The organism is Collinsella sp. CLA-AP-H1, assembly GCF_040092945.1.
Taxonomy (GTDB): Bacteria; Actinomycetota; Coriobacteriia; order Coriobacteriales; family Coriobacteriaceae; genus Collinsella.
On record NZ_JBBNKO010000002.1, the window covers coordinates 116,438 to 134,403 of the forward strand.

12 protein-coding genes are annotated in these 17,966 nt (G+C 59.8%); 10 read left to right on the forward strand and 2 right to left on the reverse strand.

Going from position 1 to position 17,966, the window contains the following annotated elements:
* The first annotated feature begins 24 nt into the window (after positions 1-24).
* The 10 genes from AAAV44_RS01930 (at position 25) to AAAV44_RS01975 (ending at position 14,119) form a co-directional block, all read left to right on the forward strand.
* Positions 25-1,539 carry a tagaturonate reductase gene (locus AAAV44_RS01930; RefSeq protein ID WP_195543842.1) on the forward strand — a complete coding sequence of 505 codons (1,515 nt, stop codon included), beginning with the start codon at positions 25-27 and terminating at the stop codon, positions 1,537-1,539.
* A gap of 81 nt (positions 1,540-1,620) precedes the next feature.
* Positions 1,621-3,105: an altronate dehydratase family protein gene (locus tag AAAV44_RS01935; protein ID WP_349114286.1), complete on the forward strand. Its 1,485-nt coding sequence runs from the start codon at positions 1,621-1,623 to the stop codon at positions 3,103-3,105.
* Positions 3,106-3,460: 355 nt separating this feature from the next.
* The gene (locus AAAV44_RS01940) at positions 3,461-5,020 is read left to right on the forward strand and encodes an MFS transporter (protein ID WP_347478094.1); all 1,560 of its coding nucleotides are present in this window, start codon (positions 3,461-3,463) and stop codon (positions 5,018-5,020) included.
* Between the two features lie 115 nt (positions 5,021-5,135).
* Positions 5,136-6,731 (forward strand): glycoside hydrolase family 28 protein, encoded by a 1,596-nt coding sequence (locus AAAV44_RS01945; protein WP_349114288.1) that lies wholly within the window; start codon positions 5,136-5,138, stop codon positions 6,729-6,731.
* Positions 6,732-6,835: 104 nt separating this feature from the next.
* Positions 6,836-7,645, forward strand: coding sequence for an alpha/beta hydrolase (locus AAAV44_RS01950; protein ID WP_349114290.1), 810 nt, complete (start codon positions 6,836-6,838; stop codon positions 7,643-7,645).
* Positions 7,642-9,807, forward strand: a complete 2,166-nt coding sequence (locus AAAV44_RS01955; RefSeq protein WP_349114292.1) for a pectinesterase family protein — start codon at positions 7,642-7,644, stop codon at positions 9,805-9,807. Before AAAV44_RS01950 ends, AAAV44_RS01955 begins: the two co-directional genes overlap by 4 nt.
* A gap of 69 nt (positions 9,808-9,876) precedes the next feature.
* Positions 9,877-10,545 carry an SGNH/GDSL hydrolase family protein gene (locus AAAV44_RS01960; RefSeq protein WP_349114294.1) on the forward strand — a complete coding sequence of 223 codons (669 nt, stop codon included), beginning with the start codon at positions 9,877-9,879 and terminating at the stop codon, positions 10,543-10,545.
* A 107-nt stretch (positions 10,546-10,652) separates the two neighbouring features.
* The gene (locus AAAV44_RS01965; RefSeq protein WP_115596161.1) at positions 10,653-11,891 is read left to right on the forward strand and encodes a glycoside hydrolase family 88 protein; all 1,239 of its coding nucleotides are present in this window, start codon (positions 10,653-10,655) and stop codon (positions 11,889-11,891) included.
* 1 nt (position 11,892) lies between these two features.
* The gene (locus AAAV44_RS01970) at positions 11,893-12,798 is read left to right on the forward strand and encodes a sugar phosphate isomerase/epimerase family protein (protein WP_349091147.1); all 906 of its coding nucleotides are present in this window, start codon (positions 11,893-11,895) and stop codon (positions 12,796-12,798) included.
* Between the two features lie 103 nt (positions 12,799-12,901).
* On the forward strand, positions 12,902-14,119 hold the full coding sequence (locus tag AAAV44_RS01975; RefSeq protein WP_349114297.1) for an FAD-dependent oxidoreductase: 1,218 nt from the start codon (positions 12,902-12,904) through the stop codon (positions 14,117-14,119).
* Between the two features lie 96 nt (positions 14,120-14,215).
* Here AAAV44_RS01975 and AAAV44_RS01980 read toward each other — a convergent pair whose 3' ends face one another.
* Together AAAV44_RS01980 and AAAV44_RS01985 are read right to left on the reverse strand one after the other, a co-directional pair.
* Entirely contained in the window at positions 14,216-14,920 is a 705-nt protein-coding gene (locus AAAV44_RS01980) for a response regulator transcription factor (RefSeq protein WP_195239597.1), read from the reverse strand.
* A complete protein-coding gene (locus AAAV44_RS01985; protein WP_349114299.1) occupies positions 14,913-17,648 on the reverse strand; it encodes a sensor histidine kinase KdpD in 2,736 nt (911 codons plus the stop codon). The genes AAAV44_RS01980 and AAAV44_RS01985 overlap by 8 nt, the downstream gene beginning before the upstream one ends.
* Between the last annotated feature and the right edge of the window lie 318 nt (positions 17,649-17,966).

The following is a 17,966-nucleotide window of genomic DNA, read 5'->3' on the forward strand; positions in this document are numbered from 1 at the left end:
ACAGCTATCTAAGGAGAGACACAGATGGAGAACATCAGCTACGATGCGCTCGAGAAGATCGGCTACAAGGGCTATTTGCTGCCCAAGGATGCTCCCGAGAAGGTTCTGCAGTTTGGCGAGGGCAATTTCCTGCGCGCCTTCGTCGACCGTTTCTTTGACATGGGCAACGAGGCCACCGGCTGGAACGGCAAGGTCGTCATGGTGCAGCCCATCAGCGGTGCCTTTGGCTTTGCCGACGGTATCAATGCCCAGGACGACCTGTACACCGTGCTGGTGCGCGGCAAGGAGAACGGCAACACGGTTGACGAGTCCCGCGTGATCAGCGCCTGCAGCCGCTGCCTTAACCCGTATCGTGAGGACGACTATCGCGCCATGATGGAGGTCGCCGTCTCCGACGACCTAGAGATCATCGTCTCCAACACCACCGAGGCCGGTATCGCCTATGACCCGTCCTGCAAGGCCGACGACATGCCACCTGCGAGCTTCCCCGCCAAGCTTGCCCAGGTGCTCCACACCCGCTGGGCTGCCGGTAAGCCGGGCGTCATCGTCCTCGCCTGCGAGCTCATCGATCACAACGGCGAGGAGTTGCTGCGCATCATGAACCAGTATGTGAGCGACTGGGGCTGGGAGGACGAGTTTGCGCAGTGGATGGCTAACGACTGCACCGTCTGCACCACGCTCGTCGACACCATCGTACCGGGCCGTATCCGCGACGCATCCGAGGCCGCCGCGGTGGCTGAGCGTCTGGGCTACGAGGATCCCTTCCTGGCCGTGCGCGAGCCCTTCCAGATGTGGGGCATCCAGGGCGACGAGTCGCTTGCCGAGAAGCTTCCCTTTGTGAAGGCTGGTCTTCCGGGTGTCTTTGTGACTCCCGACGTCACCCCGTACAAAAAGCGCAAGGTCCGCATCCTCAACGGTGCCCACACCGCCTTCGTTCCGGGTTCCTGGGTTGCCGGCTTTGATATCGTGCGCGACTGCATGCATGACGAGACCATTCGCGGCTTCATGAACACCATGCTCTACGACGAGGTCATTCCGACGCTTGCCGCCGACTTGGATGTCGAGGACTGCAAGGCCTTTGCCGCCGCCGTCGAAAACCGCTTCGACAACCCGTTTATTGATCATGCGCTGCTCTCCATCTGCCTCAACTCCACGGCTAAGTGGCGCGCTCGCGACCTGCCCACGCTCAAGGACTACGTTGCCGAGACCGGCAACCTGCCCAAGTGCCTGGCGACGAGCCTCGCTACGCTCATCTCCTTCTACACGCAGGAGCTCGTGTCCCGTGAGGGCGACGGCCTGCACCTGCGTCGCTCCGACGGCACCGAGTACACCGCTCAGGACGATGCCTTCGTGCTCGACTTCTACGCCGCCCATGCCGGCGCCGACGATGCCCAGCTGGTGCACGACGTGCTCACCAACGAGCAGATGTGGGGCGAGGACCTTACGCAGATCGCAGGTCTTGAGGAGTTTGTCGTCAGCGCGCTCGCTGTCGTGCGTGCCGAGGGCGCCAAGCAGGCCTTCGCCAACGCTCAGGCGTAAATTTCCGGCGCAGACGCGGGCGCGGGACGGCGTGCCCGCGTCTCGACTTCTGCTCAACCTGTAGGGTTAGGACCATTTGTAATGAATACTATCCAGATCAATCCGGCCGACAACGTGATCGTTGCGCTGTCGCCGCTTGCCAAGGGCACTGCCGTCGCGGTTCCCGGGGTGGGCGAGGTCGTGGCCGTGGAGGATATTCCGCAGGGCCATAAGATGGCGGTGCGCGCGATTGCCGCAGGGGAGGACGTCATCAAGTACGGCCTTCCTATCGGCCATGTGACGGGCGATGTCCAGCCCGGTCAGTGGCTCCACACGCACAATGTGAAGACCAACCTTTCGGGCGAGGTCGAGTACGCCTACAACCCCACGCATCCGGTCGTGGATCCCGTTGAGCCTGAGACCTTTATGGGGTTCCGCCGCGCCGACGGTCGTGCCGCGACGCGCAACGAGCTGTGGATCATCCCCACGGTCGGCTGTGTCAACGAAGTCGCCCGTGCCATGTGCGAGCAGGCCCAGGATCTGGTCGATGGCTCGCTGGAGGGCGTCTACTACTTCCCGCATCCGTTCGGTTGCTCGCAGACCGGCGCCGACCATGCCCAGACCCGTCGTCTGCTGGTGGCACTGTCGCGTCACGCAAATGCCGCGGGCGTGCTGTTCCTGTCGCTCGGTTGCGAGAACTGCACGCATCAGCAGGTGCTCGACGAGCTCGGTGACTTCGATCACGAGCGCGTTCGTTTTCTCACCTGCCAGGATGTAGCCGACGAGCAAATCGAGGGCCACAAGATTCTGGCCGAGCTGGCAGACCTGGCAAAGCAGTCCAAGCGCGAGCCCATTCCGGCCTCCGAGCTGGTCATTGGTCTTAAGTGTGGCGGCTCCGACGGTCTTTCGGGCATTACCGCCAACCCCACGATCGGTCGCGTGAGCGATATGGTCGTCGCCCGTGGCGGCACGTCGGTGCTTACCGAGGTGCCCGAGATGTTTGGCGCGGAGAGCATCCTGCTCGACCGTTGCGAGAACGAGCAGGTCTTTAACGCTGCCTCCGACATGCTCAATGGTTTTAAGGACTACTTTATTAGCCACGGCGAGGTCGTTTATGAGAACCCGAGTCCCGGCAACAAGGACGGCGGTATTACCACGCTCGAGGACAAGAGCTGCGGCTGCGTGCAAAAGGGCGGATCTGCCCCCATCGTCGACGTGCTGCCGTATGCCGGCCAGGCAAATAAACACGGCCTGAACATGCTGTGCGGTCCGGGCAACGACATGGTATCCACCACGGCGTTGACGGCTGCCGGCTGCCACGTGATTCTGTTCTCGACCGGCCGCGGCACACCGTTTGGCGCGCCGGCGCCTACCCTCAAGGTGTTCACCAATCAGCGTTTGTGCGACCACAAGGCCAACTGGATGGACTTTAACGCTGGCGTGATTGCCACGGGTGAGCGCACGCTCGACGAGGCTGCCCACGATCTGTACCAGCTGGTGCTGGAGACGGCGAGCGGTAAGCTCACGAGTGCTGAGCGCCGTGGCTGTCACGAGATCAGTATCTGGAAGGACGGCGTCTGCTTGTAGCGGCAAGTGCGCCCAAGCATAGCGAGATGTCATCGGCCCCATCGGGAGTGTTCCCGGCGGGGCCTTTTCGTTTCATGGTTAAGTGAATATGTTGGAAAATCTGATAAACGTTCACCTATCTCATGGCTGTCCAGCATGGCACCTTTACCAGCAGAAAATAGGTGTGAGGATCTCAATTGTGTCCGTTCAGCGGTAAAAATCGACCGTTCAAGGATATTATTCAAGTGAACGTTCACCTGTCGTAAGCAATCGCGCATAATCTAACTAAACGTTCACCCTGAACGCTGGGCAGACAGATGTCAGTGTGGACTCAACTGTCTTGTTACAAGACAATCGAGAAAAGAGAGGGAGCTCGATGACTAATAAGATCGGAAAAAAGCGTAAGATCACATTCTGGACGCGCTTGGGCTTTGGTATGGGCGGTATGCTCAATTCCGGTGCCCTGACCTTTACGCACAGCTACATGGTGCTGTTCCTGTCCACGGAGTGTGGCCTGTCCGCAGGCGAGGCTGCACTGATCAGCTCGTTTGCCATCTATGTCAACGCCATTCTTTGCCCGCTGATGGGCTTTGTGGCCGATAACTTCTATGCCACCAAGATTGGCCGCATCTTTGGTCGTCGTCGTTTCTGGATCTTGCTGGCCATCCCGATGATGATCGCCGAGCCGCTCATCTTCGTGGCTACGCCGTTTGGCTTCCCGTACTACTTTGTGCTGTACCTGATCTACAACGTCGCGTACACGTTCTGCACCGCCAACCTGTCGCCGCTTACCATCGAGATGACCGACGACTTTAAGGAGCGTACGTACCTTACCGGCTACAAGCATCTCTTTGGTAACGCCGCCGGCTTCCTGATGGCAGCACTCGTCGGATTTGGCTTTGGCACCTTCGGCGAGACCAACCCGTTTAGCTACTTCATCATCGCTACGATCAACGCTTCGGTCATGGCAATCTCGCTGCTCTGCGTGTACCTGTCCACATGGGAGCACACCCCCGAGGAGGTCGCTCAGGAGAAGATCGAGAGCGTCGGCGAGGGCATCAAGAAGTTCTTCATCGACGTTATCTCCACCTTCCGCAACAAGTCCTTCCGCAAGGTCCTGTATGCACAGGTCTCCACGAAGCTTGCTGCTGCCTGCTGGTCTGCCTGCCTGTCCTTCTTCATCGTCTACTGCCTGCAGATTCCTAAGTCCTACGAGTCCGTGATGGAGATGCCTGGCAAGGTCGTCGCTATCGTCTGCACCGCCATCTGGGTCGCCCTCATGGCCAAGAAGGGCTTCCACAAGTCTTGGTACCTCGCAAATGTCGGTTGCGCTGCGTGCATCATTGCCTACAACTACTTCGCCTTTGGTCAGATCAACGGCACCTCCACGGTCGCCATCGCCATGATCGCCTACCCCATCATCTTCGCCATCTGGAAGTTCTTCTACGTCGGCTTCCAGTACCTGCCCGATGTTCTGCTCAACTACATCCCCGATGTCGATGAACTCATCACCCTGCGTCGTCGCGAGGGCATCTACAGCTCCGCGCAGCAGCTCTGCCAGCAGATCGCCCAGGCTATCGCCGTCAACGTGTGGGCTATCGTCCTTGCTGCCTCCGGCTTCATTCAGACCGCCGGCAATAGCGACGCCGTGACCCAGCCCGCTACCGTGCCTCTGTATATCTGCGGCTACATGATCATCGGCTGCGCCGGCTTCTTCCTGCTTGCGGCCGTCCTTGCCCGCGGCATCAAGATCGACAAGGAGCAGTGCGACATCCTTTGCGACGAGATTCACCGCGTCAAGGAGGGTGGCAAGATGGCCGACGTCAAGCCCGAGGTCAAGGCGCTTTGCGAGGAGCTCTCCGGCTTTAAGTACGAGGACTGCTTTGCCCACAACAACGTTGGCTTCCAGGACGGTAGCGTAACCCCCGCCGAGTAAGGCCGACATATCGTCCAAATCACAGGGCCGTGCCACCGGAATTCCGCCGGCAGGCACGGCCCTTTTTTAACAGCGTACAATTTGCCTTTAGAGCATCTTTTTGAGGGAGAAATCCATGGAGACGAACGTTATCTGGCGCAACGCCCGCGCGGCCGTGATCGAGCTTGACGACGGCGGCTACTTTACCTGTGCCGATACGTGGGAGATCTTTGTCAACGACGAGCCCGCCGGTACCACGAATACGGTCGAGACCTATGTCGACGGCCTGATCCCCGGCAAGCGCAACCTGGTTCGTTTTGTTTGTGGCGAGCGTGAGCTGAGCGTAGGTGTCACCACGCCGGCTGAGCCCTTTACCATCAACGTTCGCGACTGTGGCGCCAAGGGCGATGCCGAGCACGACGACACCACCAACATCCAGGCTGCCATCATGGCCTGCCCCAAGGGCGGGCGCGTGCTGATCCCCGCCGGTAGTTATCGCATCAAGTCCCTCTTCCTTAAGAGCAATATCAACATCGAGCTCGCCGAGGGAGCGGTGCTGTTGGCCCGTCACGATCGCGCGGCGCTTGCCTACATTCCGGGCACGGTCACAGGCGACGAGGGCGCCGGGTATGCCGGCACCGATATGCTGCCCCTGGGCCGCTGGGAGGGCGAGAGTTTCTCGACCTACTGCTCTACCTTTACGGGTCTGAGCGTGCACGACGTGTGCATCTATGGTCGTGGTGCCATCGACGGTCAGACCGATTTTGCCGAGGACAACTGGTGGAACAAGGACTTTAAGAACATCTTTCGCCCGGAGGAGGGCCGCGAGGTCGCCCGCCCGCGCATGATCTTCCTATCCGAGTGTGAGAACGTGAGCATGGCCGGCTTCACCGTCCGCAACAGCCCGGCGTGGAACATCCACCCCCTCCTGTGCGAGCACGTCGATGCGCTCTGCCTGTCCATCGAGGGCCCCAAGAACTCCCACAACACCGACGGTTTCGATCCCGAGAGCTGCGGCTTTGTCCGCATCCTTGGCTGTCAGTTCTCAGTGGGTGACGACTGCATCGCCATCAAGAGCGGCAAGCTGGGCATTGAGCCCGAGCTTCGTCCCGCCACGCACGACGTGCTGATCTCTCACTGCTACATGCACGATGGTCATGGCGCCGTGGTCCTGGGTTCAGAGGCTGCCGGCGGCATCAAGGACCTTACCGTGAGCAAGTGCCTCTTTGAGCGCACCGACCGCGGCCTGCGCGTCAAGACCCGCCGCGGGCGCGGCAAGGATGCCGTCAACGAGGGCATTACCTTTGAGCACATTCGCATGGACGAGGTGCTCACGCCCTTCGTGGTCAACTCCTTCTACTTCTGTGACAAGGACGGCAAGACCGATTACGTGCAGTCTCGCGAGGCGCTGCCTGTCGACGACCGCACGCCCGGCTTTGGTGCCACGACGTTTTGCGATATCGAGGCCACCAACTGCCATGCTGCCGCGGCCTATATCACGGGTCTGCCCGAGAGCAAGGTGACGCGTCTGACGTTCCAAGACGTTCACGTTACCTTTGCCGACGATGCCGAGCCCTTTGTCCCGGCCATGGCCTGCGGCGTTGAGCCCATGGTACGCCAGGGCATCATCGCGCAAAACGTCAAGGTACTCGATCTGCAAAATGTGGTGATTGAGGGCCAGGACGGCGAGGAACTGCAGCTCCAGAACGTCGACAAGGTTATCCGTTCCTAACTCGGGGTGATGACCAGGGCTGCATTGTCGGATAAATCGGCAATGCAGCCCTTGTGCGATACGGCCGTGTGCGCTGCGCTACGCATCATGGTGAAAGGGAACACATGCTCAATAAAACGATTCCTGTCGGGGTCGATGGCTCGTCTGCCACGATTACGTCTTATGTTTTTGCCCCGACCGAAGATGCTTATGCTTTAAAACCGCTGCCTGCAGTTATGGTCGTGCCAGGAGGCGGCTACGATCACGTTTCGCCGCGCGAAGGCGAGCCGGTAGCGCTCCGTTTGTTGGCGATGGGCTACCAAGCGTTTGTACTGAACTATTCGGTTGCTCCGGCTGTCTATCCGCTGGCATTGCAAGAACTCGCGCGGGCGGTCGATACCGTCCGAAGCCATGCGGCAGAGTACTGTGTCGATCCTGATCGGATTACGGTCATGGGTTTTTCGGCCGGTGGGCATCTAGTTGGCTTGCTCGGGGCGCTTTGGGACCAACCCTGGCTTGCAGAGTCGATTTCGGCATCGCCTGAGTCGATTCGGCCTGACACACTTTGCTTGGGCTATCCGGTCGTAAGCTCGGGGGCCTATGCTCATCGTGGTTCGTTTGAACACCTAACGGGTGCCGATGGCGCTTTGGCTCAAAAGTTGTCGATCGAGAATATGGTGGGCGATGGCTTCCCCCGTACGTTCTTGTGGCATACCGCCGAGGATGCATCGGTACCAGTTCAAAATAGCCTCCTTCTTGCGCAGGCTCTTGCCGACCACGGGATTGGCTTTAGCCTACATGTCTTTCCGCATGGAAAGCATGGGGCATCGCTCGCCACGGCCCAAACGGCATTTAAGGGCTGCGCCGAGCATATTCAGCCACAGGTTCAGGGCTGGCCTGAACAGTTCGTTGCATGGGAGCGTGATGGACGATGAGCGAAAGTATCTATACGCTGCGCGTTTCGAGGGCTGCGGCAGGAGCGTATCCAACGATTTCCGATGCCTTGGCGGCAGCCGATCAGCTCTATCCGGATGCCGAGCAACCGGTGATGATTCGCGTCGATCCGGGCGAGTATTGCGAGCGGGTCGAGATTCATCGCTCGCATGTGACGATTGAGGGAGAGACGGCCGACAGCGTGCGTATCGTGGGCAGCCTGGGTGCCAAGATGCCTTCGGAGGACGGCTCGGGCGTCGACGGCACGCTCGGCACGTTTAGGACCTATACCGTTTTGGTCGATGCCGACGACGTACGGCTCGAGAACCTCACGATTGAAAACGATGCGGGCGATGGACGCGAGGTCGGTCAAGCGATTGCCCTGTATGCTGATGGCGACCGTCTGGTTGTCGATGCCTGCTGCATTACGGGGCGCCAGGACACGCTGTTTTTGGGCCCGTTGCCCCCGCGTGAAGTCAAACCGGGCGGATTCATTGGGCCCAAGCAGTTTGCGCCGCGTCGGGTGGGCCGTCAGTATTTTCGACGCTGCCGGATCGAGGGCGATGTCGACTTTATCTTTGGCGGCGCGCGTGCCTACTTTGAGGGGTGCGAGATTCGCTCGCTCAACCGCGATATGGACGTGAACGGCTACGTGACGGCGGCGTCGACGCCCGAAGGCGAGCCGCACGGCTTTGTGTTCCACGGCTGTTCGTTTACAGCTCCGGATGGCGTGGCACCGGATTCGGTCTACCTGGGTCGTCCTTGGCGCGAATGGGCGCAAACTGTGCTGATCGATTGCTGGCTGGGGCGACATATCAAGCGCGAAGGCTGGTGGGATTGGAATAAGCCGGCGGCACACAACTGCGTGCAGTATGCTGGCGCGATTCTGCATGGGCCGGCGGGTGATACTACCGGCTGGGTGCCGTGGGCGAATGAACTCGATGTGATGGCTGCCGCCGGGTACGCTCGCGAGCAGGTGCTTGCCGGTGGGGATGGCTGGGATCCCGAGGGCGGCGACGGTGATGCGGTTGAGACGGCTGAACTGTCTGCCAACGGCCGCACCGTGCACATCGAGACGTACTGCGAAGACGAACCTGCGCTGCGTGCCCGGCTGAAGCGCGAGGGGCGTTCGGCTGCTTTTACGGGCAAGACTCCTGCGAATTTTGAGGCATGGAAGATTGCGACCAGGACTCGTCTGTACGATGTTTTGGGCCTTTCGCTTATGGACCGCGTCCCGATTGAGATTCGTGAGCTCAGCCGCGTGCGGGTTGCCGGCGGCATTGTGCGTACTCATGCGATGCTGCAGGTTGAGCACGATGTGTGGATGCCGTTTTACCTGTTGGAGCCGTCTCATCCTAAGCTTGATGGACGGGGGCTTAAGCGTTGCTATATCTGCCCGCATGGCCATCAGGGAGCAGGCGCCGCAAGTGTTGCGGGCGTGACGGGCGTGCCGGCGGTCGATGATGCTGTGCGTAAGTTCAATTACGACTACGGTCTGCGTTTGGCACGCATGGGTTACGTGACCGTCTGCCCTGATGCGCGCGGTTGGGGATACCGTCGTGACTGGAAGGGTCAGGGCGATGACGAGAACAGCTACCTGCGCGGTACGTGTCTGAATCAAGCACGTATGGCCGAGCCACTGGGTCTTACGGTCGCGGGCCTCAACGTCTGGGACAACATGCGCTTGATCGATTACTTGGAGGCGCGCGGCGACATTGCCATGGATGACCTGGGTTGCTTTGGTTTTTCGGGTGGCGGCTACATGACGTTGTACCTGGCCGCACTCGACCCGCGTGTGCGCAAGGCGTTTGTCTCGGGCTATCTGTACGGTGTCGACGATTCGCTGCTGCATCTCAATGGCAATTGCAGCTGCAACTACACACCCGGACTTTGGCGCTTACTTGACATGGGCGATATTGCCTCGCTTATTGCACCGCGCCCGTTGTTAGTGCAGAGCTGCGAAGAGGATCATCTGAACGGTTCGCGCGGGCTGAAAAATGTCGATGAACAGCTCAAGATCGTGCGCGATGCCTACAAGTTGCTGGGCCGCAGAGATGCTCTGCGGCACGAGGTGTGTCCGGGTGGACACCATCTGGGCGTGGCACATCTTGTCGAGGATATCGAATGGCTCGATTCGCACGTTGCGGAATGCGCCCGTGCATAGCCCCTCGGCATGCTGCGAATAAACGGTACGTTCCTGTATGACTGCCGATGGGCGGATGAGGAGAAGATTATGGAAACGAAGAGTTTGAGTGAATCGACCATTTGCTGCTTTGGCGACTCAACGACCTGGGGCGACAACGGCTGCGGTGGGGGAGGCAACGACATCTCGTGGACCTCGCATTTGGGCGCGTTGCTGGGAGGCGCGGTCGTCGAGAACTTTGGCATCAAGGGTTCGCGTATCGCCATCAAGGCCGACCGTACCGATTCGTTTGTCGAGCGCCTTGACGGTATCGACGATGCGGCCGATGTCTATGTTGTCTTTGGCGGCGTCAACGACTTTAGCCGCAACGTGCCGCTTGGAGAGCTGGGCAGCACGGACGTGCACGAGTTCTATGGTGCACTCGATTACCTGATCCGCACCATCACGGCGCGCTCACCTCAGGCAAAGCTCGTGTTTATGACGCCGTGCAAGACGAGCGGTAAGCACGAGAAGGATATCCCGGCAAGCGATGAGCTCAATCACCTGGGGTTGACGCAGGTCGCCTACGTGCGGGCGATGCTCGAAGTCTGCGACCGCTACTCGGTTCCGGTGATTGACCTGTATGCGCAAAGTGGTATCAGCCCGTTTTTGCCAGGGCACCGCGAGCTCTATATGCCGGACGGTCTGCATTACAGTCCTGCCGGCTATGAGCGCCTGGCGCATCGCATCGCCGCGGGTCTCACCGCCGTTTGCCGCTAAAAGTCTGCCGTTTGCGGGGAATATAGGGTTAACGTTCACCCTATATTCCCCGTTCGCGTTACACTAGGGGTAACGTTCACCTATCGTTTATGTCAGAGGGGACAGCAATGGGTTGCAATCAAATCCTGGACCGTTATATCGAGCAGTTGATCGAAACCTCTACGCCGCAGGCGCCGGCTTGGAATATCGAAAAGATTCGCGCCGGCAAGGAGAACACCTGGAACTATATCGACGGCTGCATGATCAAGGCGCTCATCGAGCTGTACGAGATCACGGGTGAGCAGCGCTACCTGACCTTTGCCGATGACTACATCGATTTCTTTGTCCAGGACGACGGTACCATCAAGCATTACAACCCGCAGGAGTACAACCTCGATAACGTCAATGCGGGCAAGACCCTCTACAAGCTCTATGACCTGGTGGGCAAGCCCAAGTATCGCGCCGCCATGGATACCATCTATCGTCAGCTCGAAACCCAGCCGCGTACCAAAGAGGGCGTGTTTTGGCACAAGGCCGTCTACCCCAACCAGATCTGGCTCGACGGCATGTATATGGCGCAGCCGTTCTACATGCAGTATGAGCTGAGCTTCCACAACCGTCGTGCCTGCTCGGACAGCTTCCATATGTTCCAGGTTGTGCATGACCTGATGCGCAACCCCCTCAACGGTCTGTACTATCACGCTTACGACGCGAGCCGCAAACAGTTCTGGTGCGACCCGGTCACCGGCCTTTCGGCTAACTTCTGGCTGCGCGCCGAGGGCTGGTTTGCCATGGCGCTCATCGACACCTGGGAGCTTATGCCGCCTTCGATGTCGGCTGAGAAGGACGAGATTCGCAAGATGTTCCACGACCTGATCGATGCCATGCTGCCGTATCAGGACGAGAAGACCGGCATGTGGCATCAGGTCATCAACCTGCCCAATATCGCCCCCAACTACCTGGAGGAGTCTGGTAGCGCGATTTTTGCCAATGCCATCATGAAGGGCGTGCGTCTAGGCGTGCTGGGCGAGCGTTACTACCAGTACGGCCGTCGCGCCTTCGACGGCATCTGCGAGACCTGCCTGTCCGAGCATGATGGGCAGCTGGCGCTCGACAACATCTGCCTGGTCGCGGGCTTGGGAAACACCGCGCACCGCGAGGGCACGTTTGGTTACTACATGAGCGAGCCTATCGTCAAAAACGATGCGAAGGGCGTGGCGCCGCTGGTGCTTGCCTATATCGAGACCATGCATCACGACAAACTGGCCGGCAGGCATGACCCGCTTGCTCCCTCGGGCGTGTGCTCTATCGAGGACCCGTTTGGCGGATACACCCCGGGCATCAACGCTCATAAGGGATGTGAATAACGTGGGGGCTATTACTCCGGGTGTGCGTTTGCACGACCTTCCGCAGGGGACCGTCGAGGAACGCATCCGCATGGCGGGAGAGCTGGGCTTTTCGTGCATTCAGCTGCCGAGCAAGGTGCTCTACGCATCGATGGGGATCGATCGAGGCGGCCTGACCCGCGAGCTTGCCGACCATTTGCGTGCGGTGCTCGACGAGGCGGGCGTTTCGGTCGCCGTGCTCGGCTGCTATAAGAATTTGGCGACGCCCGATCGCCAACAGCTCATGGATAACATTGCCGAGTACGAGGCATGCCTGAACTTTGCCCAGATGCTCGGCGGATGCCCGGTTGGCACCGAGACCGGTCGCCCCAATGCGCAGAACCGCGTTGCTGACGACCGCATGACCGATGGGGCACTCGAAGCGTTTACAGACGGGCTTGCACGCGTCTGCGATCGGGCCGAGGCCGTGGGCGGGCAAATTTTGATCGAGCCCGGTTGGAACGAGACGGTTAATACTCCGGATCGCTGCCGTGAGGTGCTGGAGCGCGTCTCGAGCCCGTCGCTCGGCGTGATCTACGACCCGGTATCGCTGCTGCACCCCAGTGTCGTTGACGAAGCGCAGGAAATCACCGCGCGCATGCTCTACTTATGCGGCAGTAAGATCCGCGTGCTGCACGCCAAGGATTTTGAGATCGTTGATAACGAGGACGGAGCCGGATGGTGCGACGGTACGGGTTCGCGCCTGGTGTGTCATGGCGTGGGCGAGACGGGACGATATGACTTTGAGCCTGTGGTGGCCTGGGCGGCTGCCGCCTGCCCTGGGATTCCCTGCGTGGTCGAGAACAGCGTGCCGGCGACGGCGGCTGACTGCCTGGCGACACTCGAGCACATGTCCGCTCGCTGCGGGGCTTCGCATCGCGAGTTATAGCATTGGCTTTTGCCGTGTCGGCAGATTGAGATTACCTGTATGGGGGCGGCGGTGAAGGGTCTTTATCGTCGCCCCATTGGATTGCATTAAAAAGGGGAGTTGCGTGGCTATCCACATTGTCGAAGAGGCGAATCGTTGCCTAGGTTGTAAAAGGGCGTTCTGTCAGATTAAGGGCTGCCCGGTTCAGACGCCTATTCCGCAGGTCATCGACCTGTTCAAGCGGCGTCGTCTAGAAGAGGCGGGCGAGCTGCTGTTCCTGAACAATCCCATGAGCGCGGCCTGCTCCATGGTGTGCAACCATTCGGGCCAGTGCGAGGGTGCTTGCATCCAGGGCCGCAAGGGCACACCTGTGCATTTCTCGAGCATCGAGAACTATATCTCGACAGCGTATTTGGATCGTAAGGAGTGGACGCCCGCGCCGTCGTGCGGCAAACAGGTTGCTGTGGTCGGTTCCGGTCCCGCCGGTATTACCGTGGCCATTAAAATGGCCCAGCTGGGCTGTGCCGTCACGGTATTTGAACAGCGTCCCGAGATCGGCGGTGTACTGGAGTACGGTATCCCCGAGTTCCGCCTGCCCCGTGCGCTCGTGCAAAAGTATCGCCACGTGATGTGCTCGCTTGGCGTGCGTGTGCGCCCCTCGACTACCATCGGCGGCGCACTGCACATCGATGACCTGCTACGTGACGGCTACGACGCGGTCTTTGTCGGTACCGGTACCTGGCGTGCCCGCAAACTGGGCATTCCCGGCGAGTCGCGCGGCAACGTGCTTTTTGGTATCGATTACCTGGTCGATCCCGCGAGCGTGGCAATCGGGCAGAACGTGGCGGTTATCGGCGCCGGCAATGTGGCCATGGACGTTGCCCGTACGGCCCTGCGCTCGGGCGCTCGCAAGGTCACCGTGTATGCCCGTTCGCGCCATATCTCGGCCATCGATGACGAGGTGGAGCTGACCGAGCTTGACGGTGCCGAGATTGTGTGCGGCAAGGCGATCTGCGCCATCGACGATAACGGTCCGGTGTTCGAGACGGCTATCTTCGACGAGAAGAATAACGTGGTGGGCTACGAGGAAGAGCTCGACCATGCGTCTGCCGACACAGTTGTGATTGCGGCTTCGCAGGTGCCCAAGGACAAGCTTGTGCTTACGACGGGTGGCTTGGAGACCGACCATCGCGGCCTTCTTTCGGTCGATGAGAACGGCATGACCACCGTGTCCGGTGTCTTTGCCGCCGGTGACGTGGTTAACGGCCCGCTCACCGTGGTTCATGCCGTGGCAGGCGCCAAGCTCGCCGTCGAAGGCATGACCAGCTACCTGGGCCTCTAACCCATCCCATCCATTAGTTGCGGTGAAATACGGACTGTTTTGGCTGTCAAAGGCCTTATCTACTCCGTATTCCACCGCAACTTTTTGTTGGGCGGGCTAGAGACGCTGCATGCGGTACCCGACACCCATGTGCGTCTGAATCATCTTGGGGTGAGAGGGGTCTGCCTCGATCTTCTTGCGCAGGGTGCGCATGAACACGCGCAGGCTCGCCAGATCGCTGTCCCAGCTCGTGCCCCATATCTCGCGGGTGATGAAGGTGTGGGTGAGCACCTTGTCGACGTTTTTCGCCAGAAGGACGAGCAATTTGTACTCGGTTGGGGTGAGCGAGAGCTCGCGTCCGTCTTTCGTCGCGTATCCCGCGGCGTAGTCGATATGCAGCGGACCGTTGTCGAACGTGCTCGCTTCTGTCGACTCGCTCGACGCCATCGAGGAGCGCCTCAAATTCGCACGGACGCGCGCGAGCAACTCATCCACAGAAAAGGGCTTGGTGAGGTAGTCGTCTGCCCCTGCGTCAAGTGCTGCAATCTTGTCGGAATCTTCGGTGCGCGCCGAAATGACGATAATGGGGACTGCCGACCAACTTCGGATCTTCGTGATGACCTCGATACCGTCAATGTCGGGAAGGCCGAGGTCGAGCATGATGAGGCTGGGGCCGTGCGACACCGCATCCATGATGGCGGCCTGGCCGTTGCAAACCTTGCTCACGACATAGCCGTGAAGGTCAAGCGCGGTCGAAACGAGGTTTTGAACGGTCAGGTCATCTTCGACCAAGAGGACGCGTGGCTTAGCGGCATTATTCATGAATCTCGATCTCCTCGGCAGGCAGGGTAAAACGGAAGACGGCCCCATGGGGGTGGTTGTCGCGAACTTCGATGGCGCCGCCATGCGCCTCCACGATGGAGCGGCAGAGCGACAGCCCAAGGCCGATGCTTCGACGCGAATCCACGGGCCGCGTATTGCTTGAGGTGAAGAAGCGCTCAAAGATATGAGGCTTGTCGCAGTCTGCTACACCCGGCCCATCGTCTGCGACGTCCACCACGATGAACTCACCCTCGCGACGTGCGCTGATGGTGACAGTCGAGTCCTCGGGCGTGTATTTGAAGGCGTTCATGATGAGATTCGTAAGCACCTGCATGATGAGATGGACGTCGATGCGTACCAGCAGGATGTCGTCAGTGTGCTCGATGGTGACGGCACGTCCATGCGATGCTTGGGCGACATGGCTGAGGGCGGCCTCGATGACCTCGTCGATGAGCTCGGATGTTAAGTTGAGGCGAATGGTGCCGTCCTCGACGCGTGTGATGGCGAGGAGGTTTTCCACGGTATCGATAAGCCAGAGGGAGTCGTCGTAGATGGCATCGGCAAGATCGCAGCGTTGTTCGAGGCTGAGCTTCTCGTCGCTCTTCCGAAGGATTGCCGCAGATCCGGATATAGCCGTGAGGGGTGTCCTCAAATCGTGGCCGATGGAGCGCAAAAGGTTGGCGCGCAGCTGCTCGTTTTTCGCCAAGACCGCAGCCTCTTCGCGCTCTTGCGCCGCCCGGTCGCTTTCGAGCGCCAAGGCGCATTCACCTACGATAGATAGGACGATCGAATGCTCGAAGGCTTCGATCTCGCGCCCCTCCAGGGCGATGCCGATGACACCGAATACCTTGTCGCCGGTGCGAACCGCGAGGTAGAGACAGTGTGCCTCAGGCAGGGTCCGCGTGCTTGCGCCCGCGCGCTTGTTGTTGGTGTAGGTCCAGGTTGCAACGGCGCGCTCGTAGTCGGTGAGCAGCGACGCGGATCGGTTTTCGGTGCCAGCGGACTCATAGAGCGCTTTGCCGAGCGTGCCGTGTTCGGCGGTGTAGAAGACCACGTCGAGTTTTAGCAGTTTGATGAGTTGGTTCATGGCGACGCGGGCGCACTCCTCCGCGCTATGGGCTTGCTGCAAGAGCTGGTTCGTTTCGAGGAGTACGCGCGTTTTGAATGCGTTCTCGGCGGAGGTACGGGCGTTGTCGGCGATGCGCGCAGTTAACTCGCCGGCGACCATAGCGGTAGCGAACATGATGCCGAACGTGACCAGATAGCTTCGGTCGTAGCTGGCGAGCGAAAACAGAGGCGTGACGAAGCAGAAGTTGTAAAGCACTACAGAGAGCACGCTCGATACGATCGTGCAGATACGCCCCGTCGTGGTGACGGCGGTCAGCAGGGCCGTGAGGATATAGAGGGATATGATGCTGGAATCGGCAAATCCCAGATGGCGGAAAGCCGTGCCGATCGCCGTGGCGACAAGAGAGAGGGCCAGCGTGCGAAGCACGTTTCGGCTGTTGGGCGGCTGCAGGGCGAGCGTACGGCGGCGTCCTTTGGGCCGGGAGGGCGGAGTCGACTGGTCTGGAATGATGTAAATGTCGAGGTTCGGGGCGAATGTTATGAGCTGTTCTACGAGAGATTTGCGGCCGAAGAGGGCCTGACGGACGCTGCTGCGCTCGCCCGTGCGCCCCATGACGATCTTCGAAATACCCGACAGGCGCGCGAACTCGGAGATCTGAAACGCGATGTCGTCGCCATAGACGGTTTCCATATGTGCTCCGAGCTGCTCGGCTAGGGCGATATTGGCTGCAAGCTTGGTACGCTCATTATCGCTCATGGCTTGCGTGTGCGGGCTCTCTACGAACAGGGCGACGAGCTCGCTGCGAAACGCTTTCGCCATGCGCGCGGCGGCACGGACGATGCGGGGATTGGTCGGCGCCGGGGAGACACAGACTAAGATACGCTCCCTGGTGTAGTAGTCACGGTTTCCCAGCACGCGTGCGGCGTCTGTGAGGTGGCCGGTGCGATCGGCGCAGCGGCGCAGCGCGATTTCTCGGAGTGCGGTGAGGTTCTCGACGGTAAAAAAATGCTGTTGCGCTCGGGCGGCTTGCGCGGGACGGTAGACGAGGCCGGCGCGAAGGCGCTCAAGTAGGTCTTCGGGCTCTATGTCGACGAGCTCGACCTGGTCGGCATCATCGAAGATACGGTCGGGGATTCGTTCGCTCACGACAACGCCGGTGATGGATGCAACCATGTCGTTTAGGCTCTCGATATGCTGAACGTTCACGGTCGTATAGACGTCGATGCCCGCATGTAGAAGTTCCTCGACGTCTCGATAGCGTTTGTCGTGGCGAGACCCCGGCGCATTCGTATGGGCGAGCTCGTCGACAAGGATGAGCTGAGGGGCGCGTTCGATAGCCGCATCTAGATCGAACTCGCTGAGCGCAATGCCGTTGTGCTCGATGAGTTTACAGGGCACTTTCTCAAGCCCTTGTGCAAGATGGGCAGTTGCCGGACGTTCGTGCGGCTCAATGTACCCCGCGACGACGTCAACACCTCGCCGCTTGGCGGCGTGGGCGGCTTGAAGCATCGCATAGGTTTTGCCTGCGCCGGCAGCGTAGCCAAAGAAAATCTTGAGGTGTCCCCGGCTGGTTCGAGCGTCATCGGCGACCTCGTCTTTCTCAATTGCCTTGAGGATGAGGTCTGGATTGACGCGAGTGTCCGATGCGTCGCGCTGCATAGCGTAGCCTTTCTGAAGCGTTGTCCATGCGTGCATACGCGGTGAGGACGCCACTGTATGCTCGCGAGGTCGAGTATAGGCGCACTGCAGCCGCAATAGTGCTTTCTACCTGCATCTTTACGGCATCTTAAGGACGTGGGCCCCGGCCCTCACGCCTCTTTAATCCCTAGAAGCGTTTACTGTCCCCAGACGCTTGCGAGAGCAGGCGTCCGAGACATCGGACCGTGCGTGAAAGGGGCGGTAAATGGACATCCTCAGTCCCATCATCGGAGTCGTCTGCATTGGACTCTTTATCTATTACATCTACATTCTGATGAG